This is a genomic window from Janthinobacterium amylolyticum (genome assembly GCF_051380655.1).
In the GTDB taxonomy this organism is placed as follows: domain Bacteria; phylum Pseudomonadota; class Gammaproteobacteria; order Burkholderiales; family Burkholderiaceae_D; genus Janthinobacterium.
In genome coordinates this window covers 361,445-386,377 of record NZ_JBNYXL010000003.1, presented here as the reverse complement: position 1 = coordinate 386,377, position 24,933 = coordinate 361,445, and the positions used below count along the sequence as shown (strand labels likewise).

The following is a 24,933-nucleotide window of genomic DNA, read 5'->3' as shown; positions in this document are numbered from 1 at the left end:
TTCTGCGCTGGCGCGGCGGGCCCCCTGGGTGCCGCTTCGCCGGTCGGGAGTACCGGCCTGGCTAACGTCCGGGCCGGTTGGTGGTCGCTGTTTTCGTCGTCAATAACAATCATGGAGACTGGCATGGCACATCTGCATCAACAACTGCGTCATTTAGTTACTGCCTGCATTGCCGCCTGCGGCTTGCTGGCCGCGCTGCCGGCGTCCGCCGGACAGTGGGACTTCGGCCTGTACACGAGCCTGTGGGGATCGCGCGAGTACCAGGTCTGGCTGCCTAGCAATTACAATCCCAACACGCCGCTGCCCGTGGTGCTGATGCTGCATGGCTGCGGTTCCGAGCCGAACAGCATGGCGGCCGTCAGCCGCTACAACGCCTTGGCCGACAGCGAGAACTTCATCGTCGTCTATCCGCGCCAGAACGCCACGGCCAACCCCATGCGCTGCTGGAATTTCATGCTGCCCTTGAACCAGGAGCGGGGCACGGGGGAGCCGGCCGTGCTGATGGGCATCTTGAACAAGGTCAAGAACAAATACGCGGTGCAGGACAGCCGCGTGTATGTGACTGGCATCTCGGCCGGCGGCGCCATGGCGTCCATCATGGCCGCCTGTTACTCGGATGTGTTCGCCGCCGTGATGGTGCATTCGGGCGGCATGTACAAGGGCGCCACGGGCCTGGTCACGGCCGCCGATTCGCTGTTCAACGGCAGCTCGTTCGATCCGAAAGTGCGCGGCAAGGATGCCTGGCGCTGCTCCGGTTCGCCACGCCGCTTGATGCCGACGATGGTTTTCCACGGCACCTCCGACATCGTCGTCAACCCCGTCAATGGCGAGCAAACCATCGAGCAATTCCTGCAGACCAGCGACTACGGCGACGATGGCCTGGACAATGACAGCGTGCGCTACCGTGCCGACAGCATCGTGCGCCAGACGGTGCCGTATGGCCGCAGTTACTCCATCGACACGTATCTGCACAATGGCGCCGTCATCGCGCAGAAATACACAGTCGAGGGCATGAACCACGCGTGGAGCGGCGGCCCGCCGGGCTGGCCTTTCAGCGATGAACTGGGTCCGGATGCCACCGTGATCAGCTGGAATTTCTTCAAGAATTACCAGCGGTAAAACGCAGCGGGCAGGGAGGGTGCTTGACCGGCCCCTTCCTGCGCCGCAGAATGTCGACGCATCGCGCGGCGACATGGTGTCCCGGCGCAGCATTGCGCATCACTGACGAGGAAACCATGGCCGCCACCTTGCGCCGTATCATTGCCCCGCTGGCCATCGCCAGCCTGCTGGCCGCCTGCGCCCAGGCACCCGTGCGCGGCTTGCCCGCCACTTCTTCCGCCGTGGCGGAAAGCAGCCTGCGCCTGCGCCTGATCGGCGAGCAGCGCATCGACTGGAAACACGATTACCAGGGCACGGCAGTGGGCGGCTTGTCCGGCATCGATTACGATGCAAAAAATGCGCGCTGGATCATGACCAGCGACGACCGTTCGGCCATCAACCCGGCGCGCTTCTATACGGCAAAGCTGCGCTATGACGCACAGCACGTCTCGCCAGTCGAACTCACGGGCGTGCATTTCTACCAGCAAGCGGACGGCAGCACCTATCCCGATATCAGGGCATGGCGGACGAAGGGCGGCGAAGTGCCCGACATCGAAAGCATCCGCCTCGATCCGCGCGATGGCAGCGTCTGGTACACGAGCGAAGGCGACCGCAAGCTGGGTGCGCAACCGTTCATCCGCCATGCGCGCGCCGATGGCAGCCTGATCGCCACCTTGCCGCTGCCGGCCATGTTTGCCATGCCGTCGCCGGGTGCTGCGGCGCAGGCAACGCCATCGGGCGTGCGCGACAACCTGGGCTTTGAAGGCTTGAGTTTCGCGGCCGATGGGCAGTCGCTGTGGGCGGCCATCGAGGCGCCGCTGCTGCAGGATGGGCCGGTGGCCGATTTCATTTCCGGCGCGCACAACCGCATCACGCGCTTTGGCCGCGATGGCCGGGTGCTGGCGCAATATGTGTATCCGCTGGACAAGGTGGCGTCCATCGCCGGCCCCACGCGCTTTGCCGAAAACGGCATCTCGGAAATCCTCGCCATCGACGAGCACCGCCTGCTGGTGATCGAGCGGGCCGGCGTGCAGGATGCGCAGGGTGTATTCCACGAATTCGTGCGCGTGTATGAAATGGATGTGCGCGGCGCAACGGACGTCAAGGCGATGCCGGCGCTGGCCGGTGCCAGTTATACGGCGGCCAGCAAGCGCCTGGTGCTGGACATGAATGCATTGAACTTGCCGCGCCTGGACAATATCGAAGGCATCAGCTGGGGGCCAACCCTGGCGAATGGCCACGCCAGCCTGGTGATGGTGTCGGACGACAATTTCCACGACAAGATCCAGGTGACGCAGTTCCTCGTCTTTGAAGTTTTGCCGCGTTGATGTTCAGCGTGCCAGCAGGCGCTGCATGAAGAGGTTGAAGAAGCGCGGCTGGTCCGACGCCAGGCACACCTGGGCGTTGGCCTGGCCCGCCACTTCGCGCGTATAACCATCGTCCGTGACGGCGATGCGCAGCGGTGTCGTGGGGCAGCTGGCCGGGTCGATCAGCCACGTGACGGGCACCACGTCGAACAGCGACGGCATGTTGCTGGACCAGGGCTGATAGGTGTCGATCCACTGGTGGTAGAGCAGGGTGACGGCATCCGTCAGCGGCGAACCGTGGCCGAAGATGGCGTTGCGCTCGACTTCGTCGAGGCGTATCTGCGTCGAGTCGAGCGGCATCATGACGATGGGAACGCCGGAGCCGAACAGCGCCTGCGCACCCCTGACCTCGGACGCGATGTTGTATTCCTTGTCGGCCGGGCGCACGGGCACATACTGCGACTTGCGGTAGCCGGCACGCACGGAGCCGCCCATCATGACCACTTGCTTTACCTGCTTGAAAGTAGCGGCGTCGCGCGCGATGGCCGCGCCGATATTCGTCAGCGGTCCCAATGCGAGGATCGTGATCTGGCCAGGCTGGCGCTTGATCTCGCGCAACAGAAAATCGATGGCGTCCTGCGGCGGCTGCGTGGGTGCGGCTCCCCGCTGCGCATAGCGGGCCTGTGTAAACGGCGTGGGGTTGGGCGTGGCAATGCCTTGCGCGACGGGAATGTGGGCGTGGCCCGTTTCGCGCAGCAGGCGTTCGAGCAGGCGGCCGCGCAAGGCCGTGTCGCCCCAGTCGGTGGTGATGCCGACGATCTCGATGTCGGGGCTTTGCAGCAGCAGGGCCAGGGCGAAGGCGTCGTCGATGTCGTCGCCGATATCCATGTCGACAATGACCTTGTGGGCAGGCGCGGCGGCGAAACTGGCGGGCAGGGCGGCAAGCAGCAGGATGGACGAGAGCGCGGCGCGGCGCAGCAGGGAACGGCAGAGTGACATGGCAGGCCTGTAGGGAAAAAGAAGGGCGCGGCGATTTTAGCAGGCGCACGCATTGCATCAGTACAATGCTGCCACTGCCCTCTTGATGAAAGCCGCCATGTTGTCTTGCCGCCGTTTGCCCTTTGTCCTGTCCGCCTTGTTGCTGGGAGGCTGCGCCCATGTCGGCATGGACAGTCCATCGGCCGCTGGCACGCAGGCGTTCGAGCGTGCTGCGCAGCAAGACAGCATGCGCAGCGAGTGCGACTGGCGCGTGCGCTACGCGCCGGTGGCCCCCGCGGACGCCAGCGTGGCGCAATTGCAGGCGGTCGCCACGGCCCGCCTGGCGGCCCTGCAGCTGGCACCGGCCTGGAGCCTGGACATGTCCGGCAGCGAGGCGCAAACATTTACGGATTCGTCCGAAGACCGGGCCGGCTTGCAATTGTTGCTCAGCATCGTCTTGCCGGCCATGGAGCGCTATCCGGCCGGGGTCTTCGCGCGGACGGGCTTGCGTCATGTGGTGCTGGTCAAGAACCTGAGCGTGGAAGGCCAGCGCCGCCTGGCCATGCCGGCGCCGGAAATCGACAGCGTCGTGTATGCCGACAACCTGCTAGCCGCCATGTGTCCGTCCGGCATGGAACTGCGCGTGCACCACGAGTATTACCACTTCATCGAATACCGGCTGTTCAACGACTTCTACTACCGCGACCCCGCCTGGCTGGCCCTGAACCCGCCCGCCGCCGTCTACGGCCAGGGCGGCGCCACGGCCTACGGCAAAGGCTTCCAGAACCTGGGCCACCCGCAACCTGGCCTCGTCAGCCTGTACGCGGCCTACGGCCCCGAGGAAGACAAGGCGGAAGTGTTCGGCTGGATGATGACCCCCGCCTACGCCCCGCGCCTGCAGCAATGGACCGCATTCGACCCCGCCTTGCTGGCCAAGCGGCAAGCGTTGATGGAAGTATTGGCTACCTTGGCGGGTTCTTACTAAATATCAAGTATTTCCTTGTCGTCTCATGGCATTGTCGTTTCTCCAGCCCGATTGTGCAGCATGACCGGAGAAAGCCATGGAAGGCGATGAGTCGATATCTGGTGCCCAGCGGCCATTGCGCCTGCGCTTGGGAGCATCCCGCAGGATACCGCCAGGCGTGCTGATACCGCAGCGTATCGCTGGTAGCGAGGCCATCTGTGGCGGCATCGAGTATCGCCTGCTGTGCGTCTCCACGCATGCTGATTTGCGATTGAACAGCTTGATCGCCCTGCCTGCCGCAATCGATATCATGACGGACCAAGGCCATGTGCGCAGTGTCTGCGGCATCGTCACACAGGCGAGCGCTGGCGACAGCGACGGTGCGCTGGCCAGCTACCAGCTGGTGTTGACGGATGCATTTTCCATCCTGGAAAAACGCATCAATACGCGCATTTTTCGGCGCCAGTCGGATATCGATATCGTCAAGCTCATGCTTGATGAATGGATACGTAGCAATACTGTGCTGGCACATGCATTTCAGTATGCGTTTGCCGATTTCTTCGAAGCGCAAACGTATCCTCAGCGTGAGTTTGTGATGCAGTACAACGAATCGGACGCGGCTTTTATTCGACGTCTGCTCAAGCGCAGCGGCGTGGCCTGGTTTTTTCGAGCCGATGGAGAGCAGCAGGCAGATCCGCACGCCGAACCTGCACATACGCTGGTAATGTTCAATCACAGCGATGCCTTGCGAAAAAACAAGGCTGACACAGTGCGCTATCACGCGGACCGCGCGACCGAAGAACGCGATACGCTGACGTCGTGGAATGAGTTGCGCAAGTTACAGGCCGGTAAAGTTACACGCCATAGCTGGAACGAGGAGCAGTCACGCGGGCGGCCATTCATGAGTGCCGATGCAGCGGGCCAGAGCCGGCAGGGTCTGGAAGCGAGTCTCGATGATTACCTCGTGCTGCCGCCGAGGGCGTGCAAGGATCACGACGCGTTGTGTCAATTGGGCATGCTGGCCATGCAGCATCACGATTACGAGAGTAACTGTTTTCATGCCGCCGGCAGCGTACGCGATTTGTGTCCAGGCGAATATTTCACTCTTGCCGAGCATCCTGATATCGACGCCCTGCCACTGGTCGAGCGGGACTTTGTCGTTACTGCTTTGCAAGTCGTGGCGCAAAATAATTTACCCAAGGAACTTGCCGTCAGGGTGGCACGCTTGTTCGTGCGCAACCGGTGGCTGGCCGAGGGCGATGTAATGCTGCAGCGTGAACTGGCGACGGCAGTCGATGATGCTTCCTTGCGCATGCATATCGAATTGAGCGCCGTGCGGCGTGGCGTGCCCATCGTACCTGCCTTTGATCTCCGTACTGATTTGCCGGCGATTGCCATGCAGAGCGCGATAGTGGTAGGGCCTGCCAATGAAGAGGTGCATTGCGACGCCATGGGGCGGGTGAAGGTGCGCTTTCCCGCCACGCGCGTGCAGGATCATCAGCATGCCGGTGGTACGGGTGCGTCGGATACGGACGCCGACTCTGCCTGGGTGCGTGTTGCTTCCAGTTGGGCGGGAAATGGTCCCGGCAGTGCGCAGCAGTGCGGCTATCTGGGGCTGCCGCGCGTGGGCAGTGAAGTCTTGTTGGCCTTCCTGGGGGGCGACCCGGACAGGCCCATCATCGTTGGCCAGCTGTACAACCAGAGCGCGCAGCCTATCGCCTTGAGCACGGCGGGAGACTTGCCAGGCAACCGCTATCTATCCGGTATCAAGAGCCGCGAAATCAAGGGCACACGCGCCAATCAGTTGCGCTTCGACGATGTGCACGGGCAAATCAATGCCCAGCTTTCCAGCGATCATGGGGCTACGCAGCTGAACCTGGGCTGGCTGACGCAGGACCGGCGCAATGGCCAGGGCATGGCGCGCGGCGAGGGTGCCGAGTTACGCACCGACGAACAGTTGGCCATGCGTGCAGGCAAGGGGATGCTGATTTCGGCGTGGAAGCGTCTGGATGGCGATGGTGGCCAAATGGCGCGCGAGGAATATTTGGGCTTGATGGAAAATTGCCTGGAATTGTTCCGCTCTCTGGGGGCGTATGCGGCCAGCCATCAGGCGCTGGAGAGTGCGGACGAGGCACAGCAGGCGTTGCAGAAAAGCTTGAAAAGCTGGGAGGGCGCCAGCAATACCGAACCGCGCGCCGAGCCAGGCGGCGCTGCGGCGATTGCCGTTACGGCACCTGCCGGCATCAGTTTTGCCAGTTCAAAAGCCATTGTCAGCTACGCCGCCAGCAACATCGATACGGTGGCGCAGCAGCATTTGCAGGCGGTGGCAGGCCAGCGCTACAGCGTGAATGCTGGCAAGGGGATCTCGCTGTTCTCCCATGCGGACGGCATCCGTGCCATCGCGCACCACGGCAAGTTTCTGCTGCAGAGCCAGCATGATGATACGGAAATCAATGCGGGGAAAAGCCTGAAGCTCACGGCCAGCGAAGGCAAGCTGACTGGCATGGCCGACGAGATTGTGCTCATCTCCAAGCACGGCGCCTTCATCCGCATCGCCGATGGCATCACCTTCGGCAGCAAGTCGCCGCTGAACTTCAATGCGCCCAACTTTGTGTTCAATGATCCGCAAAGCATGGAGGTGCAATTGCCTAGCTTTGCCGAAGGCAAGGCTGACCAGCAATTCATCTTTCAGTACGAAGGCAGCGAGGGCTCTATCGATGGCATACCGCAGGAACCGCAACTGGCGCCACAAGCCCATTTTGCCGTGAAACTGGGTGATGGCTCCTCGGCCGAAGGGCGCAGCGACGACGGCGGCAAGTCGGATCTGCTGGAGCGCGCGGCAATGCTCCTGGCCGCCATTGAAGTATCCAATAACAAGGATTGAAGACGCCGGGAGAGTGCGATGGGCAGCTATCCGAAAATACCGTACGTCGTGGGAGAGGATCTGGCGCTTCTGCATTGCGAACGCAGCGTGTGCAAGAAGGTGAAAATACGCCGCAATTTGCCGGGCAATATCATCGTCATCCATGGCGTCAATGATGTGGGCGTCAGCTACAAGGCGGTGGAGCACGGCTTGTGCGAGGGATTGACGCAAAGGCTGGGGCGCGGCTTTACGCCCGCCGCGTACCGCATGCCCGTGGCGGCGGACCGGGACAAGCTGGAAGACGATCCCGACGCCGTGTTCTTCAAGCGCACGGTCACCACGGAGACGAATAGCCCCGTGATTCCGTTTTACTGGGGCTACCGTGAAGTGGCCGAGAAATGCCGTACTGTCAACGGCCAGTTCGTCGACCGCCATGGCAACCGCCTGGACAAGGATTTGTCCAAGGAAGGCGGGCCGTTTGGCAATGCCACCAGCAATTTGCCCGACATGTGGCGTCCGGGTATCTATGCCCCAGTCGACCCGATGGGTGACGCCTTGCGGCCATTGAGGACGGCGCCCGGGCGCATGTACATGGTGCTGGCAGCCCAGCGCCTGGCCGCGCTCATTTCCATGATCCGCGATTACGATGCGGATGATACCGTCAGCATCGTCGCGCACAGCCAGGGCTGTTTGCTGTCGCTGCTGGCGCAAGCAATGCTGATGGAAAAGGGCCTGGCGCCAGCCGATAATCTGATCCTTACGCATCCGCCTTACAGTCTGGTCGACAGCCTTCCATTATTGATGCGAGGGGCGGCATGGTTCGATGGCGGCGAAGATGCGGCGATGAAGCCCTACTACCATTTGCTCGGCGGCGCACAAACGCTGGGCGCGCGCCTGAAGACCTTGGTGAATATCGTGGCCGGGGTGGCCAAGGGTAGCGGGAAGGCATGTACGCCGCCGTTTGCCGACCTGAAAAAAGATGAGCATCGCGGCATGGTCGGTAGCAAATGGCAGAGCGCCGAGGACCGCGATAACCGCCGCAAGATTTATCTGTATTTTTGTCCCGAAGACATGACCGTGGCGCTGGATAATATCCAGGGCATAGGCTGGGATGGCGTGCCGGATCATGTATCGGGAAGTGAGCTGGTGGAAGAGGAGGAAACCTCCAGTGTTGACGGGTATAGCGTTTCTACCGGGCACACGACTATGGTGGAGCGCCAGCAGGTACGCAATGCGCTGACAGAACTGGGCGGCAGGTTTTATCAGCGGGTATTCAGCAACAAGACCAGGCTGGATACGGCCACTGGAAAGACCACGGTGTCATTGGTAGGCAAGCCGCCACCTTTTGATTTTCCACTAAGACTCACGACAGAAAGCGAACAGTCGCATGTGGAGGTTTCCTTGCGCAGTCATCGTGCGCAACACAAGGCGGTGGCGTGGCCTGTCAATACCAAGTTGAGCAAAACGGAACAGCGCAACGGCATACGCACCATCACTGGCGAAGCATTGAAGCAGCCCGTGGCCGCCGACTTGCGCGGTACGTCGCAGATTGATCCTGCGAATATTCCGGCAACGTCCATGATGAGAAATCGTACGGTGGCAGATCAGGGTCCCGTGGAGGAGGTGGATCAATGCGATGCGCCAGTGGCGCTTACCAGCGGCAATGGTCTGAACACAACTGTCGAGGATCGTCCAGATCCGGCCGGCTATCGACGCTTCCCGGAGCGTGATGAAGCAATACGCGGTGCCGAGTTGGCCGCGATGAGCAATGCTTATAACAAGGACAAGATGCTAGATGGCAAGGGGGCGCTCGATCAACGCAAGATCGTTGCCGCGACGCGCTACAAGGAAGGCAATGTATTGGCGACCGTTCAGGAAAGCCCGAATGAGGCGCGCTTGCGCTGGCAGCGGGAAGTCAGTGCAAAGTCCTTCCATAGTTCCATTATCGGTAGCGCGAAGAATCATAGCCAAGTAACGGCATATGACGTGGCGATTGGCAGTGGCAAGGCTAGTTCTGATCCGTTGTTCTATGCGTATTTATGTGCGGTGGCGGACTGGCGGGTGAAGATAGCGTACGAAAGCGGTAAACGACGGCCAGGAATCCTTTTATGGCCGGAGTTTCTTGCGAGTTTTCGTATGTATTTTGATGCGGAGAGCAATTGGAGAAAAAACGTCATTAAAGGAAACGTATCTTATTACAACTCGGGTGTTTTACCTGTTGACCTACCGTTGCTGACAGGACCATTGTGGAAAATCGTTATGTCAGAGACCAAAAACGGTAAGAAGACTTCTGACATCAAGAAGTCGAAAAATTGAATGACTTGGGATCTTACAGTTTGCACTTCGCTCCGTGATTAACTTAGGCACGACACCATTCAATAGTTAGAACAGGAGGTCATCATGACCGTCGTACGTTGGATTGCTATTCCATTACTTGTACTGTTTCTTGTCCTATTCGTCAGGTGGCTCAGTGTCTCGGTACAAGCAAATGAACGAGAGCCAGCATTGAAAGAAAAAGTTTTGCAGCCCCAAAAAGTGAGCATGGATAGTAGCGCATCACGAAATGAATATGTTTTGGAAGTAATAGGTTTTGGGGTTACTTTTGATAAGTATCGACAAGCCAAGCTATGGAATGCTTTACAAAAAGGAAGTGCGTTCACATCTATCCGCGAACCAGACAAGCGTAAGTACGCTTGGAGCGCATTGGATAAGAATGGGGTCAGCGGAGGGCGTGCATACGATTCGATGGAAAACGGAATTAACCTTACCCCACTTTATTGGGGCGTGCCGTCATTTTATGGTGGTCCACCTATTCGCGATTCTCAGCAGCAGCTTGAAGCAGGAGTTCCGGTAGCTGGAGTGATTGCCGGCGCTGGGACTTCTGGAATGGCATGGCATTTGTTTTCAATAGCTCCCTGGAGCCTGGCTGAACGGCCAGATAGGTTATTGCTCGATATTTTCGACTTTTTTGATAAACATCAGGACGTGCCCTATGTGATTGTAATGTCCGACGATAGTGCGGGCACCAGAGATGGTATTCGCGCGAAAGGGGATGTCAAGATGTTGAAGGATGGATATTACATCCCCGACATGCCAGATGCCACCGTGGCATTTGTACTGGCTCGGCGCGAGCGCGTTGATTTTCTGCGATCTGCGATATGGGACGACCCTGAGAATAATTTTGTCCAGGAGCAATTTAGAGCGATGTATTATCAGTTGATGCAATCTCTGGCGAAGCCAGATAAGGAATTAGGGACGGACTTTCCTTCCGTGCCTCGTCAACCCACCGTCGCCGAATGGCTCACCGCCGCCGCCGCTTTCGCCCAGCGGCCCGATATCCGTGGCGTGGGATTGCAGTCCTTCGGCCAGCTCAATCCCTGGGAAAATCACCCCCCGCGTGACTGGAAGCCGACGCCGTGGTTTCCCATTCCGTGGAACCGGGAACAGATGGAAACCTTTGACCGCTTGCCCTCGTTCGGCTTCGTACACCGGCCTGTCTTTGTCAAATTTACGGATGAAGAAGGCAAGCCGGTGACGCGGCGCGATGCGCGTCAGAAGATTTTTGATACAGGCTGGCAGCAGGCACTGCAGACCTTGCCGGAAGCGGAGCGCGGTAAAGGTCCAGTGCGCGTCGTGGCAGGAACGGGAAATCAGCCGGAACAGTTGCTGATGCTCGAAGGCATGCTGCACGAGTATGCGGCGCAGGGCGGGCCGGAAATTGACAGTAGCAAAACTGCACAGTTCATCAACACCGATCATCGCCTGGGTAACACGGGCGCCGCGACTTTCTTCATGCAAATGGCCATCGGCGTGATGGGCAGTTACCATGACGGCGGCGCCAGCGCGGCGATCAACCTGCGCGACAGCAACGAGGCGAGCATTATCTTCATCACGCCGCCATCGGACGAGAAGCGCCGGCAGCAAGATGCCAACGGCGATATCTTCCGCAGCCGCGTGACGCCTGCCGTCGATCCTGCAAATTATGCAGCGCCGTCGGTGGAAGCCATCATGGAAAGCCAGGCGGGAAAATAATTCGGGAGGCAGCATGCGCAAAGTCATCCGTTTGGGCGATGCCACTTCGCATGGCGGCAAGGTACTATCCTGTGCCGCCACGCATTTCACGGTCGATGGCATTGCCGTCGCCTGTGTCGGCGACCTGTGCAGCTGTCCCATCAAGGGGCACCAGGGCTGCAAGATCAGCAGCGGGTCGTCCCGACACACCATCAATGGTGTCGCCGTCGCCTTTGAGGGCGACACCACCTCCTGCGGTGCCAAACTGATTGCTGGTGGCGTCCATTTCCGCACCAGCTGACACCGCATCCTCCTCGTCTTTCCTGGGAACTATATAATCGGCGCTTGGGCGATGTCCGCCCTGCAATCCCACTGAAGGAATGACATGCCAGGAACCATGCCAGGATATTTTTTGCGCCCCTTGGCGCTGTGTGTCGTGTCGGCCGTGTGCCTCTCTGCCGGTGCTGCCGGGCAGGTGGCGGTGGATGCGCAGCAGCGCGCTTCCCTGCTGGCCTTTTATGCACAGCAATACCCGGGCGAGCCGGCCGTGCGCACCGTGTTCGAGAGCGTGCCCGTGGTGGGTGGCCGTGGCAGCGAAGTGGTGGGTAGCGTGGAAGCGCCGCCGTATCGTGGCCATGGCGCGCTGTGCCGCACGCAGCGCACCAAGTTCGTGCTGCAAGGCGCCGGCAAGCAGGCGCGCTGGCAGGAAGCGGGCATGGAATATTTCGCCTGGCTGGACCGGGGCACCTGCCGTCCCGTGGCCGAGCCTGTCCGCATGCTGCAACGCGTACCCGATACGGAACTGGAAGGCGTCTTGCTGTACCAGAAATCGCTGCTGGAGCGGGCGCGGTTATTGATGGCGGGCAATACGGCATGCGCGCCGCTGCGCGCGTTGAAATTCTCGCTGGCGGCCGTCGATGTGGGGGCTGCCGCGCCGCGCGCCGAGGAGCGCTATGCGCTGGTCTTCAAGAGCGACCGCGACAGCTACGCGCGCATCTGGCTGCGCAAGAGCGGCGCCCAATATGACGCGTGGAATGTGACTTGCCCGCCGGTGCTGTAAACTGTTCGCCCTTTGCCTGATCCTTTTTTGACTGCCGCAACCATGAACCAGAATTCCACTTCCGCCCGCAGCTGGGGCACCATCGTCACGCACAGCGACGAGATGGCCATCATCTACCGCTACGTCGACACCTTCCATGACGACTGGGACCTGTCGTCGCAGCCGGACCGTATCATCATTGCCTGGCGCTACGAGGACGAGACGGGCATGCCCGCGCCGAACGAGCGCGAGCACATGGAAGAACTGGAAGCGGCGCTGGCGCCCGTGGTGGAAGAGGATGGTTTTGCCACCCTGGCCCTGGTGTCCACCGGTGAAAACTTGCGCGAGTGGATTTATTACACGCAGTCGGGCGAGGAATTCTTCAATCGCCTGAACACGGCGCTGGCGCCGCGTCCGAAATTCCCGATTGAAATCCGCAGCGCGGCCGACCCTGCCTGGTCGACTTATGCCGGTTTCATGGCGGCACTGCCGCCAACGGCCTGATCAAGCCAGCGCGGCGGCCACGATGCGCGTGGCGGCCGAGATGATGTCCTGGTTCGTCGGCGCGTTTTTCTGCTCGCGCGTGTAGTACACGGCGATCACCAGCGGCGCGCCGCTGGCCGGGTAGGCGACGCCGATATCGTTGACGCTGCCATAGGCGCCCGAGCCCGTTTTGTCGGCCACGGCCCAGCCGGCGGGCAAGCCGCCACGGATGCGTTTGTCACCCGTCGTGTTGCCGCGCATCCAGCTGTCAAGCAGCTGGCGCTGCGGCGCCGGCAAACTCGTTCCCAACAATAATTGCTGCAAGCTGTGCGCCATCGACGCGGGGCTGGCCGTGTCGCGCACTTCGCCCGGAATGGCGCTGTTCAATTCCGTTTCCCAGCGTTCCAGCTGGAATACCGTATTGCCGATGCTGCGCGCATACGCCGTCACGGCTTGCGGGCCGCCCAATATGACCATCAGGAAGTTTGCCGCACTGTTGTCGCTGTACTGCAAGGTGGCGGCGCACAGGTCGGCGACGCTCATGCCGTCGTCCAGATGCTTTTCCGTGATGGGCGAATACGTCACCAGTTCTTTTTTCTCGTAGCGCACGTGCTGATCCAGCAAGCCCGGCTGGCTGGCGCTGCGGGCCAGCACGGCGGCGGCCAGCATGGCCTTGAAGGTGCTGCACAGGGGAAAGCGTTCGTCGGCGCGGTGGCTGACACGGGCGCTGTTGTCCGTGCGCCAGGCAGCAACGCCAAGGCGCCCGCCTGCGGCCTGTTCCAGTGCCGCCAGTTGCGCCTCGGCAGTGCCAGCGGCGGCAGGCGCGGCAAACAGCAGCGGGGAGGGCAGCAGCAAGGCGGCGCCGGTGGCCAGCAGGGTGCGTCGGCGCGGGGAATGGGTGAAATTAGTCATGTTCGTGGCTCGTATTGGAGTGGGAAAGGCTGGCCAGCAAGTCGCCGATGGCGAGCAGGTTGGCCGGCTTGGTCAGGTGGTGGTCGAAACCGGCCGCGCTCGACTGGCTGCGGTCATTTTCCGCGCCCCAGCCCGTCAATGCGACGAGCACGACCTTGCTGCCGGCATCCGTCTGGCGCAGGGTGCGGGCCACGTCGTAGCCGTTCATGCCGGGCAGGCCGATATCGAGGAAGATGACGTCGGGCAAAAAATGCGGCGCCACGGCCAGTGCCTGCGCGCCATCGTGGGCCACTTGCGTGGCGTGGCCCATCATGTCGAGCACGGCTGCCAGGGTATCGGCCGCATCGACGTTGTCATCGACTACCAGTACGCGGAAATGGCGCGCGGCAACGGCGCTGGCAACGGGCACCGCCCCGGCTGGTGCCGCTGGCACCGTTACCAGCAGTGGCAGGCGCACGCTAAATGTGCTGCCCAGGCCGGCGCCGGGGCTGGCCGCCGTGGCGCTGCCGCCATGCAGTTCGGCCAGGCGCCGCACCAGCGACAGGCCGATGCCCAGGCCGCCTTGCGCGCGGCCCATGTTCTGCCCCACCTGGGTGAACATGTCGAAGACCGTCGCGATCGAATCGGCTGGAATGCCCACGCCGCTGTCCTGCACCGAGATCAGCACGTCGTTGCCGTCGCGCACGGCGCGCAAGGTGATGAGGCCGCCCGCAGGCGTGTACTTGGCCGCGTTGTTGAGCAGATTGCCCAGCACTTGCGCCAGGCGCGTGGGATCGGCATTCAGCGGCAGCGGGTGGTCATCGAGTAGCACTTGCAACTGGTGGCGGCTGGCCTCGATCAGCGGCATGCTTGTTTCCACGGCCCCGGCAATGATGGCCTTCAAATCCGTGCGTTCCAGCTTGAGTTCGATCTGGCCCCGCGTGATGCGGGCCACGTCCAGCAAATCATTGACCAGGTGCACCATCTGATTGACTTGCCGCTCCATCACGTCGCGCACGCGCGCCACGGTGGCGGGCTTGTCGGCGGCCAGGCGCATGATTTGCAGGCCGTTGCGGATGGGTGCGAGCGGGTTGCGCAGCTCATGTGCCAGGGTGGCCAGGAACTCCGTCTTGCGCCGGTCCATCTCGGACAGGTTGTCGGCCAGCTGGCGCAGCTGCTGCTCTGAACGCTTGCGTTCGCTGATATCGCTGAACAGCACTTGCAGCTTGCGGCTGCCGGGGCCGCCCAGGCGCGCGGCAAACACTTCGAACCAGCGCTCCATGGCCACGGCTTCGTTTTCATAGCGCACGGGGTCGCCGCTTTTGACGACCTGGTCGTACAGGTCGAACCAGTGCTGGTCATGGTTCGGCACGAGGCTGCGGATGGTCTTGCCGATGGCGTTTTCCAGTCCCGATTGCTTGACGAAGGCGGGGTTGCCTTCCAGGTAGCGGAAGTCGACGGGATTGCCTTGCTCGTCGTAGAGCATTTCGATCACGCAGAAGGCTTGATCCATCAAGTCGATCAGGCTGCTGTAGCGCTCCTCGCTGCTGCGCAGCGCGTCTTCCACCTGTTTCTGGCGCGTCACGTCGAGTATGACGCCCGGCAAGTGCAAGGGCGTGCCGTCGGCGCCATACTCCACGCGGCCGCGCGCGATGACGGAGCGGTACTGGCCATCACTGGCGCAGACGCGGTAGCTGGCCTCGAACGGCAGGCGTTCGTCCAGCGCCTGGCGGATGTGTTCGTGCACCAGGGCGCGGTCGTCCGGGTGGATGATTTCCATGTAGCGCGCCAGCGGCGCCGGTGCCGCCTCGCTGGTATCGACGGGAAACAGCCGCGCCATATTGCTGTCGACCGTGACCCTGTCGGCGGCGATGTCCCAGTTCCATGTCGCCACTTCGCCGGCGGCCAGGGTCAGGCGCAGGGTTTCTTCGTTGTGCTTGCTGGTGGTCAGATCGAGCGAAATGCCGGACAGGCCGACGACATTGCCTGCGCCATCGCTGGCGCAGGTGCCGCGCATGTGCGCCCAGTGCAGCGAGCCATCGGGCCAGCGTACGCGGATTTCGATCTCGAAATCGCTGGCGCTGGCGATCGCCGCATGCACGACGGCCTGCCAGCGCTGCAGGTCGCCGTCGAACATGGCGTTTGTCAGCTGCGCATAATTGATGTTGCCAGCTGGCGGGAAACCGATATTCGCCTTGAACGCATCGGAGCCGCTCATGCTGCCACTGCCCAGGTCGATTTCCCAGGTGCCCATGCGGCCACCCTGCATGGCCAGGCGCAGGCGCTGCTCCGTCTGGCGCTGCTGCGTCACATCGCTGTGTGAACCCAGCCATTCAAGAATACTGCCGTCGGGCGCCAGCACCGGCAGCATGCGCACGATCATGTTGCGATACGCGCCGCTGACGTGACGCAGCCGGTATTCCGCTTCGAACACGGTGGTCAGGTGCGACGGCACGACATAGGGCAAATTGCGATCGTCCGGATGCAGCGCATTGATCCAGCCGCGTCCCATCAGTTCCTCTTCGCTCTGGCCGGTGAATGCGCGCCAGGAAGGCTGGTCGGTGTCGAACTGGCCGAAGGTTTTCGTGCGCCAGACAATGTCGCAATGCGCACCCAGCAGCATGTGCGCCGCCTGGGAGGTACTTGGGGAAGAAGGTTCGTCGTGGCTGTGCTGGCTTGGTTCTGGCATGGGTCGCGTACGTAGTGGTGCAATGTGGTGCAGTGGGCTGGCGCCGCACCGGGATGGAGCGGCGGGCGGCACGCAGGTACGCCGATATTACAGGCAATTGCCGGCGCGGGGCCGTCCTCCAGGCGGACGCAAGCGTAATTTTCGTGCCTATCGGCAATAGCGGCGCCAGCGTCCGGAACGTGCCAAAACAGCGCGGTGGGTACCCTAGTGTGGCTGAATAACCACTAGTCAGCCGTTTATGTTGATGAATAAATATTTTACAGAACAATATTCTTGCAGCGCATCAGCCGCGTGAAATAAAGTGGCGCCTTACTGAAAAGTTGGTGTTCATCAGACATCCCAGAGATGCGGCCGGAACCACTGTTGACGTACGAGACAGTCAGGGCAGAGCCAGTGACGCCGAGAGCGGGGGGACATCCGCTCGCGCTGTTGCACCGTGATGGTGCAAACGATCGTCCAGCGCCGTACATTCCGGAGACAAGTTGCAAGAAAGACAGATTTCGCAATTCTTTTTTTAAACTTCTGGGAAACCACATGATCAAGATGTCCAAGATGCACAAGCGTTTGTGCGCCAAAAGCGCAGCGATGCTGGCACTGTCCGCTGCCTTGCCGATCGGCTCGGCTTACGCCGATGAAGCCGCTGCTGACACGGCCCCTGCCGCCAGCCAGCTGGAAACCGTGACCGTCACGGCACAGCGCCGCAAGGAAAATATCCGCGACGTGCCCGTCTCCGTTTCGCTGCTGCGCGACGAGAAGCTCGACGTGCTGGTATCGGGCGGTCAAGACATCCGCGTGCTGGCCGGCAAAGTGCCGAGCCTGAATGTGGAATCGTCGAACGGCCGCACCTTCCCCCGCTTCTACATCCGCGGCTACGGCAATACCGACTTCAACATCTTCGCATCGCAACCGGTTTCCCTGATTTACGACGACGTCGTCCAGGAAAATCCTATCCTCAAGGGTTATCCGATCTTCGACGTGGCCGGCGTGGAAGTGCTGCGCGGCCCGCAAGGCACCTTGTTCGGCCGTAATACGCCTGCCGGCGTGGTCAAGTTCGAATCCGTCAAGCCGAGCCTGGACAAGATCGAAGGCTATTACAGCGGTTCGGTCGCCACGCACAACACCATCAATGCCGAAGGCGCCGTCAACGTGCCGCTGAGCAAGGAATGGGCGATGCGCGTCTCGACCCTGCGCCAGCACCGGGACGACTATGTCGACAACACGTTTACGGGCCAGAAAAATGCGCTGGACGGCTACAACGAACACGCCGAGCGCGTGCAGCTGCTGTACGCGCCGAACACCACGTTCAACGCCCTGTTCAACGTGCATCAGCGCAGCACCACGGGCAGCGCGCGCGTCTTCTACGCCAACATGATCAAGCAAGGCACGAACGATATCGTCGACGGTTTCGACCCGAACAAGTCGTTCACCAATGCACCGAACTTCCAGCAATTGCGCACCAACGGCGCCAGCGCCCGTCTGAGCTGGGACCTGGACGGCGTCAAGCTGTATTCGATCACCGGTTTCGAGCGCGTGGGCAGCTATGTGTCGCACGGCGACATCGACGGCGGCGCGCCGACGGGCCCAGGCTTCATTCCTTTCCAGGTTGAAACGGCCGGCGGCATCACGAGCGTGAAGCAATACTCGCAAGAATTCCGCGCCGAATCGAAAAACGCCGGCCCGGTCAACTGGCAGGCAGGCGTGTACTATTTCAACGAAGATGCCAACGGTTTCTCCGACACCTTTGACACCAGCACGCATGTGCTGGCCTCGCACCTGGCCAGCCGCCAGAAGAACACGGCCTGGGCCACGTTCGGTTCCGTCAACTACGCCGTGAACGACGACTTCATGCTGCGCGCCGGTTTGCGCTACACCAAGGACAAGAAGGATTTCGATACGGTTGCGGCGAACAACGTCGTGCAGATCAATCCGACCAGCGCCGATGTCAGCAAGGCCAAGGTCAACTGGGACTTGAGCGGTACCTATAAGTACAACAAGGACGTGAACTTCTACGGCCGTATCGCCACCGGTTTCCGCGCGCCAAGTATCGCCCCGGCCAGCACCAGCGTGCCGGTCACCGTGGCTGATGCGGAAACCATCACCTCGTACGAAGCCGGCATCAAGGCCGACCTGTTCAACCGCCGCGCGCGCGTCGCCTTCAGCGTGTATGACTACCAGGTGAAGAACCAGCAGCTGACGGTAGTGGGCGGCACGTCGAACGTCACGCGCCTGATCAATGCAGCCAAGACGAATGGCCGCGGCGCGGAACTGGAACTGGAAGGTTTCGTCACGCCTAGCCTTAAAATGTCCCTGGGCGGCAGCTACAACTTCACGGAAATCAAGGACCCGAGCCTGTCGATCGCCACCTGCAATCCATTGCGTTGCAGCGTGACCGATCCGAAAAACGCGGCTGGCAACGCCATCATCGATGGCAACCCGCTGCCGCAAGCACCGAAGTGGACGGTAACGGCCACGGGCCGCTACTCGATCCCGATGGAAAACGGCGAATTCTTCGTCTTCACGGACTGGGCTTACCGCAGCAAGGTCAACTTCTTCCTGTATGAAGCGACCGAGTTCGCCGGCAAGGCCATGCTGGAAGGTGGCTTGCGCGTCGGTTACACCTGGGATGCCGGCAAGTATGAAGTGGCAGCTTTCGGCCGCAACATCACCGACACCAAACGTATCACGGGCGCCATCGACTTCAACAACCGCACGGGCTTCATCAACGAGCCGCGCCAGTTTGGCGTGCAGTTCAAAGGCAACTTCTAATTGCCTGATACCAGGCGCCAGCCATGTGCTGGCGCCTGCATTGCTACCCGCCGACGGTTCGCCGCGGCGGGTTTTTTTATGCTTGTTCGGGAAGCCGCGCCAGCCGCTGTGCCCAGGCGGGAATCGCCTGCCGCCAGAAATCCTCGACCGATGCCGCATGCACCGCTATGTCCAGAAACCGGGCGGCCGGCAGCAGGGCTGAGCGCAGCAGGTCGGCGGCGTTGCCGGCTGTATCGAAGGCGAGGGCGCCCGTCTGCTTGGACAGCTTTTCGCCGCTGTCGTTCGTGACAACCGGTACATGTAAAAAGCCCGGATGCGGCAGGTGCAAGACGTCTTGCAGATACAATTGGCGCGGCGTGGAGTCGAGCAAATCGGCGCCGCGCACCACCTGCGTGATGCCCTGCGCGCCATCGTCGACCACCACGGCCAGCTGATACGCCCAGTAGCCATCGCCACGCAGCACGATGAAGTCACCCACTTCGCTGGCCAGGTCCTGCCGCTGCGGCCCATGCCAGCGGTCGGTAAAACCGTACACGGCGTCCGCCCCTTGCGGCACGCGCAAGCGCAAGGCCCGTGCCGCCTTGCCCGGCGCCAAGCCATGGCGGCAAGTGCCCGGATACACGGCCGCGCCATGTTTCGCCGCCCCCGCCTGCAGGACAGAATCCTGAATCTCCTTGCGCGAGCAGCCGCAGGCATACACCAGCCCCTCGTCCTGCAGTTGCTTCAGCGCCGCCTCGTACAGCGGCAGCCGCCGGCTCTGCCACGTCACCTCGCCGTCCCAGTGCATGCCGCAGCGCTGCAAGCTGGCCAGGATGCCCATATCGGCACCCTCGACATTGCGGTCATAGTCCAGATCCTCGATGCGCAGCAGCCAGGTGCCGTGATGCACCTTGGCATCAAGATAGCTGGCCATGGCGGCAACGAGCGAGCCCATGTGCAGCGGGCCGGAGGGGGAGGGGGCGAAGCGGCCGGTGTAGGGGGCGGTGGGGAAGTTCGGAGACGGCATACTGTGAGTGTCGGCGGTGGTGACAGGTGCTTACGGTTTATTGCTCAAGGTTAGGAGCTTTGGCGACAGCGGCAAGTATCGTGCAGGGCGATCGGCAAGTCAAATCCTGAACTGTTCCTTTTGTTGTATTATTTATAATAAAATGTGCAGTATTATCTTTCGCATATAAAATTTCTTCTTTGTAAGAATGGGGGCATTCAGCTCTCTAAAATTTTATTTATGAAATCGTTTGCTAGAGTTTTTTTCGATAATGAAATTTCTCCATTGACGAGAAGTAATCCATCGATAGAATAAAAAGTATAGCTTGGAATTTAAAATTTTCATGATGTTATGCGAAATTTTAATTTGGCATATCGTATAAATTATTGCAGTGATTCAGCACGGTTCGTAGAGGAAAATATTGTTCCCCATCGGATCTTCAACGTTTAGAAAACTTGCATAGGGAGCCTCTACGTAATTGACGAAAAAAGCAGTTTTTTCCAGTCGTTCCTTGATCGAGTCAATTTTTTTCGTTGGTAAAGTGAATAAATTGATCGTGCCACCTTTGCAACCAACGCGATGTGCTTGCGCTTTGTAGCGTCCGCTCCAGACGACGTTCCCCTGCGCATCCGTCATTTCGCGCGGCGTGCCCAAGTGGTCGCAGTGGTAGTGGGCGATGCGGTCTTGCGCGGCGGTGCTGTCGGCTGCTGCTTGAAGACGCTGCCATGCCGATGCGTGCTGTGCCTGGATTTCTGCTTGTTCCTGCGCAATGACGACCTGCAGTTCTGTGTCCTGCCGCGTGGCGGGCAAGTCCCATTGCATGACGCGTGGCAAATACACTGCGCCAGCTTGCTGCCAGCCATCCGAACTGATCCTGGCCAGCGGCACGAAGCTGTCCGGTTCATAGAGATATGTGACCGTTTCACCTGTTCCAAGTTCCTGGGCCAGCGCATAGCCGTCCCATACAAAGAAGGTGGTGCTGCTTGCCACATGAGCGGGCTGGTCCCTGGTGATGTCCTGCCGATTGCTCCAGCGTGTTTCCTCGACGCGCTTGGCGATGCGGCGGCTGAAGGCGTCGTAGAAGTAGCGGGCGCGCTGGCGCGATTGGCGTTCCGTCCGGCAGGCCAGACTGAGGCGGTTTTCGGCGTCGTAGCGCAGTTCCAGATCGCTCCAGCTTGATTCCCTGCCCGTTGGATGAAAGCGCTTGCTGGTGGTGTTGCCTAGCCCATCGTAGGTATAGTCGATATCGCCATATCGTTGCATGACGTTGCCGTTGGCGGGAACGGCGTCGAGCAGATTGCCTGCCGGGTCGAAGGCGAAATGCTCGGCCAGGCCTGGCTGAATGGCGGACAGCAGTTGCCCGACCGGGTCATACGCGTAGCGCAGATTGCCCAGCGGGCCGGCTGCGGTGGTGCCCGTTTGGAAGATGGTATGGAGGTTGTCCTGCGCATCGTAGTCGAATCGGCGTTCGCGCAGCCCTGGCTGCTGTAGCGGAAATGCTTGCTGCCACCCCTGGCGTCGATCAGTTCGGCGAGCTGGCCGCGTTGGTCGTCGCGGTAGCGCAACTCGAACATATAGCCATTGAAGTAGCGCAAGGTGCCGTCTTCGCGCACCAGTTCGACGGTGACCATCTTGCCCATCACCTTGTCGAGTGCGATGGCCGCATCGTCGGACAGCACCTCCACCACGCAGGAGAAATCGCGCGACAGGCTTTCGCTGGCGTCGAGGCTGTTAGCGAGGAACTGGATGTGGGCGGGGCCGTCGCCGTGAGGAAAGTGCAGCCGCAGCAGGCGGTCGCACTGCATGTCGCCCACCAGCGTCGCCAATGCTGCCGTCGTATCCGGGAACAGACTCATCGCTTATCGCTTCATGGTAGGGATCGTTGGCCGACTGTAGCAATAGCGAACACAAGCGTTTTGCGCGGACGCAAGGATCAGGCATTGAGTGAGGGCATCAAATGCATGTCGTAATGCATGTCGTCGCGATGGCGCGGTGGAGCGCCAGCGCCGAGGAAGCTGTTGCAGCCCAACCCTCGCTGGTCGCCGGCCGCCAGCGCCAGGCCCTGCACGTTGCTGGCACGCAGCACCAGCACGATGTCGTAGTGCAGCAATGGGTGGCCGAACAGCATCAGCATCTGCCGCAGCTTGACGCTGGCAGGCGCGCGCGGCAGGAAGCTGGCGTGCTGCTGCGCCGTGAGCGGGCCAAGGCGCAACTGTACGGCCAGGTCGGGGCGGTGGCAGCGCTCGCCCATGACGGCGCGCTGGCCGAGTATCGCATTCATGCCACCGAGTGCCGTCTGCTCGCGCAGTGCCAGTGGACTCATGGCGCCTGTGGCTTCGCGCACCTGAAACGGCACGCCGAAGTGATCGCCGAGAATGCGCGCCATGACGATAGAGGAGACGTTGCGTGCCTGCAGCAAACCGCTGTACAGGCCAATGGCTTCGTCGTTGGCGCCGGGACGGCAAGCCGCCAGGGCCAGCAGGCTGGGCAGGAATGCGTGGCGCAAGGGAGCATGTTCGATCCGGTACTTGCGCCACGCCTGGTAGAACTGGGCCACGGCGCGGCTGGAAAACAGGTTGAGAAAGGCGAGCGCGCTGCTGTCTCGGGTGCTGTACTGGTGGGCCGCGATGCGCTCCGAATAGTGGCTGGGCAAGACGCCATGGCTACCCAGGAAACCCATGAAGGTGGGTGTCAGGTGCAGCCGCGGCACTTTTCCCGACAGCAGCGCGGGCAGTAAGGCATCGGCATCGCTGATGCCGCCCGTCGCCAGCGCTTCGATCTGGCTGGCTGGAAAACGCAGCGAGACGCTGTTATCGAAGCGCATGATGCGCGCCAGCGCATCGTTTTCATCGATGCCGTGTTCGGCCAGCCAGGCCAGCAGCAGGCACAGCGCCTGGCAGCATTCGAAGCGCTGCGGCGCATCGAGCAGTTGCTGGATTACGCTGGCGTGGTGTCGGCGCTGCGCTCTGGGCATCGTATGAGTTCCTCGCCGCTGCGCCGGGAGGCAAGCGTCAGCTGGGTAAAGCAGTTGAGCTGGCTGTTCAGTGCGAAATAGCGCTGCAGCACCTGGGCAAACAGATACGTGCTGTTGCCGACGAACGCCTGCTCGTCGATCCCCAGGCGGATGGCGATGCCGGGCATCAGGGTGGGGAATGGAATGGTGGCCATCCAGGCGCGGGTACTGCCGTGCTCAAGCGTGACGATGCCCTGGATCAGGCGTTGCGTGGCCGGCGAGCGGGGCAGGTCATACAGGCTCAGCATCTTCTGGAATTCACCCAGCCCCGCTTGCGTCAGGCCCGAGTAATTGAGCGACAGGTGCGAAATCAAGCGCCAGTGCGCGCCGCTGTCCGCGTCGAAACGGTAGCTGGGCGAGGGCTTGCGCAGGAAGCGCACGGGAATGCCGTCGGGCACATCCTCGGCCAGTAAGTCGCCGCCGGGCAAGCCGTATTGCAGTTGCGTGGGCAGGTCGCGGTTGCTGCACAGCAGCTGTGTCGAAACCGTGGCGCGCGCCGCGCTGCCGGGCGAAAACTGCGGATCAATCAGACTGAGCCGCATCTCATGGCCGGGACTGATGGCCGCCACGGCCTCGTCGCGGCGTGCCAGCCAGTATTGCCCCTGCTCCTGGCCACGCTTCTGGCCATATCTGGCCTGGGCCTCGTGCAGCGCGGTATATAGCGGTGAGAAGCTGCTCTGGCGCTCGCCGGCCTCGTCCTTGCGCACCAGGGTAACGGTCTCGATGCTGTGGACGTCGTAGGCGAACGCATGCGTAGTGTCGGCCACCAGCGCATAGTCGGGCTCCGTGTGCGTGAGGCGGATCGGCACGCCGGATTTGCCGAACAGGTTGACGACGGGCGTACAGCCAAGCAACAGATTGTCGCGGCTGACGGCGGACAATAGCCGCGCTTCATGGCTGTCGCTGCGCAAGCCGCTGAGGGGCAAGTGCAGGGTGAACTGGCGGCACTGTTGCGGCAGCAAGGCGGCCAGCCTGGACCAGGCGATATCGATAAAGTGGAATTTGTCGGGAAACGCAAAATACTCGGTAAGCAGGCGCAGCGCCGGGTGTGAACGGGCCGAAAATGGAATCAGCGCCTCCTCCTCCGCATAGCCGGCGGGCGCAAGTGGCTGGCCATCGACGGCTTGCCAGGGGCCATGTTCATCCAGCGCCACGTACGCGCCTGCGCCGCGCAGGAACAGCGCGTCGAGCAGGGCCGCGCGCACCGACGCTTCGCCATCGGCAAACAGGCGCAGGCTGGAAAAGCCGGCCTGCTCCAGGTGGTAATTGTCGCTGCCGCTGGCAAAGCTGATGCTCAGCAAGGCGCTGCAGCCGTCCGGCAGGCGCAGGCCGGGCGGAGCGTCGATGAGCGGAGAGAAATGCAGGCGGGAAATGGTCAGCGGCGCCAGGCTCACGTCATACGTGCTGGTGAATTTACAGGCCACGCCTTGCACCGGCTGCGAGCGCAGCACCGTGCCGCGCGCGATGCGGTACAGCTGGCCCCCGCCTGGCGCTTCATCGGCGGCGATGCGCACGATCGAACACGAGGGGAATGGCCGCAGATAGTGAGGGTACAGGGTTTCCAGCAGCGCATCGGTGAACTGCGGATAGTCATCGTCGAGGCGCTTGGCGACTCGCGCCGTGAGCAGGGCGACGGACTGGATCAGGCGCTCGATGTGCGGATCTTCACACGTCTCGCCGGCAATCAGCAGGCGCCCGGCCGCTTTCGGATAGCGGCTGGAGAACTCGCGCGTGTACTGGCGGAACAGGCCCAGTTCGCGCTCGTAATAGGGTAGTAGTTGTTCCACGATCGCGCTCTCCGCCAGCTGGAAAGCTTCATGCTGGCATCAGGCGTGACCGTGGGTGT

17 protein-coding genes and 1 pseudogene are annotated in these 24,933 nt (G+C 61.4%); 10 read left to right on the top strand and 8 right to left on the bottom strand.

Annotated features, from left to right (window positions below):
* Positions 1-123 precede the first annotated feature (123 nt).
* Together ACQ4WR_RS08290 and ACQ4WR_RS08285 are read left to right on the top strand one after the other, a co-directional pair.
* Positions 124-1,119 (top strand): extracellular catalytic domain type 1 short-chain-length polyhydroxyalkanoate depolymerase, encoded by a 996-nt coding sequence (locus tag ACQ4WR_RS08290; protein WP_436486546.1) that lies wholly within the window; start codon positions 124-126, stop codon positions 1,117-1,119.
* 92 nt (positions 1,120-1,211) lie between these two features.
* Complete coding sequence (locus tag ACQ4WR_RS08285; protein WP_436486544.1) at positions 1,212-2,426, top strand: esterase-like activity of phytase family protein; 1,215 nt, start codon at positions 1,212-1,214, stop codon at positions 2,424-2,426.
* Positions 2,427-2,429: 3 nt separating this feature from the next.
* On the opposite strand, the gene ACQ4WR_RS08280 is transcribed toward ACQ4WR_RS08285, so the two are convergent.
* Complete coding sequence (locus tag ACQ4WR_RS08280) at positions 2,430-3,404, bottom strand: nucleoside hydrolase (RefSeq protein ID WP_436486542.1); 975 nt, start codon at positions 3,402-3,404, stop codon at positions 2,430-2,432.
* A gap of 97 nt (positions 3,405-3,501) precedes the next feature.
* Between ACQ4WR_RS08280 and ACQ4WR_RS08275 the strand changes: the two genes are divergently transcribed.
* From ACQ4WR_RS08275 to ACQ4WR_RS08245, 7 genes are all read left to right on the top strand, one after another.
* Positions 3,502-4,368: a hypothetical protein gene (locus ACQ4WR_RS08275; RefSeq protein WP_436486540.1), complete on the top strand. Its 867-nt coding sequence runs from the start codon at positions 3,502-3,504 to the stop codon at positions 4,366-4,368.
* A gap of 76 nt (positions 4,369-4,444) precedes the next feature.
* A complete protein-coding gene (locus ACQ4WR_RS08270) occupies positions 4,445-7,231 on the top strand; it encodes a type VI secretion system Vgr family protein (RefSeq protein WP_436486538.1) in 2,787 nt (928 codons plus the stop codon).
* A gap of 18 nt (positions 7,232-7,249) precedes the next feature.
* Complete coding sequence (locus tag ACQ4WR_RS08265) at positions 7,250-9,526, top strand: T6SS effector phospholipase Tle3 domain-containing protein (RefSeq protein ID WP_436486536.1); 2,277 nt, start codon at positions 7,250-7,252, stop codon at positions 9,524-9,526.
* Positions 9,527-9,610: 84 nt separating this feature from the next.
* Positions 9,611-11,242, top strand: a complete 1,632-nt coding sequence (locus ACQ4WR_RS08260) for a type VI lipase adapter Tla3 domain-containing protein (RefSeq protein ID WP_436486534.1) — start codon at positions 9,611-9,613, stop codon at positions 11,240-11,242.
* Between the two features lie 13 nt (positions 11,243-11,255).
* A complete protein-coding gene (locus ACQ4WR_RS08255) occupies positions 11,256-11,522 on the top strand; it encodes a PAAR domain-containing protein (RefSeq protein WP_436486532.1) in 267 nt (88 codons plus the stop codon).
* Between the two features lie 84 nt (positions 11,523-11,606).
* Positions 11,607-12,281: a hypothetical protein gene (locus tag ACQ4WR_RS08250; protein ID WP_436486530.1), complete on the top strand. Its 675-nt coding sequence runs from the start codon at positions 11,607-11,609 to the stop codon at positions 12,279-12,281.
* A gap of 42 nt (positions 12,282-12,323) precedes the next feature.
* Positions 12,324-12,764: a DUF695 domain-containing protein gene (locus tag ACQ4WR_RS08245; RefSeq protein ID WP_102292565.1), complete on the top strand. Its 441-nt coding sequence runs from the start codon at positions 12,324-12,326 to the stop codon at positions 12,762-12,764.
* On the opposite strand, the gene bla is transcribed toward ACQ4WR_RS08245, so the two are convergent.
* Both bla and ACQ4WR_RS08235 read right to left on the bottom strand, forming a co-directional pair.
* Positions 12,765-13,655 (bottom strand): class A beta-lactamase, encoded by an 891-nt coding sequence (gene bla, locus ACQ4WR_RS08240; protein WP_436486528.1) that lies wholly within the window; start codon positions 13,653-13,655, stop codon positions 12,765-12,767.
* Positions 13,648-16,323, bottom strand: a complete 2,676-nt coding sequence (locus tag ACQ4WR_RS08235; protein ID WP_436486526.1) for a hybrid sensor histidine kinase/response regulator — start codon at positions 16,321-16,323, stop codon at positions 13,648-13,650. Before ACQ4WR_RS08235 ends, bla begins: the two co-directional genes overlap by 8 nt.
* A gap of 534 nt (positions 16,324-16,857) precedes the next feature.
* On the opposite strand from ACQ4WR_RS08235, the gene ACQ4WR_RS08230 reads away from it, so the two are divergent.
* A complete protein-coding gene (locus ACQ4WR_RS08230) occupies positions 16,858-19,089 on the top strand; it encodes a TonB-dependent receptor (RefSeq protein WP_436486524.1) in 2,232 nt (743 codons plus the stop codon).
* A gap of 76 nt (positions 19,090-19,165) precedes the next feature.
* Here ACQ4WR_RS08230 and gluQRS read toward each other — a convergent pair whose 3' ends face one another.
* The 5 genes and pseudogenes from gluQRS to tssF form a co-directional block, all read right to left on the bottom strand.
* A complete protein-coding gene (gluQRS, locus tag ACQ4WR_RS08225; RefSeq protein ID WP_436486522.1) occupies positions 19,166-20,095 on the bottom strand; it encodes a tRNA glutamyl-Q(34) synthetase GluQRS in 930 nt (309 codons plus the stop codon).
* Between the two features lie 375 nt (positions 20,096-20,470).
* Positions 20,471-21,502: an RHS domain-containing protein gene (locus ACQ4WR_RS08220; protein WP_495542683.1), complete on the bottom strand. Its 1,032-nt coding sequence runs from the start codon at positions 21,500-21,502 to the stop codon at positions 20,471-20,473.
* A 146-nt stretch (positions 21,503-21,648) separates the two neighbouring features.
* Positions 21,649-21,879: pseudogene (locus ACQ4WR_RS28270) on the bottom strand (contractile injection system protein, VgrG/Pvc8 family); the annotation flags it as partial.
* A 128-nt stretch (positions 21,880-22,007) separates the two neighbouring features.
* Positions 22,008-23,048, bottom strand: a complete 1,041-nt coding sequence (tssG, locus tag ACQ4WR_RS08210) for a type VI secretion system baseplate subunit TssG (protein ID WP_436486516.1) — start codon at positions 23,046-23,048, stop codon at positions 22,008-22,010.
* Entirely contained in the window at positions 23,012-24,874 is a 1,863-nt protein-coding gene (gene tssF, locus ACQ4WR_RS08205; RefSeq protein WP_436486514.1) for a type VI secretion system baseplate subunit TssF, read from the bottom strand. Before tssF ends, tssG begins: the two co-directional genes overlap by 37 nt.
* Positions 24,875-24,933: the final 59 nt, after the last annotated feature.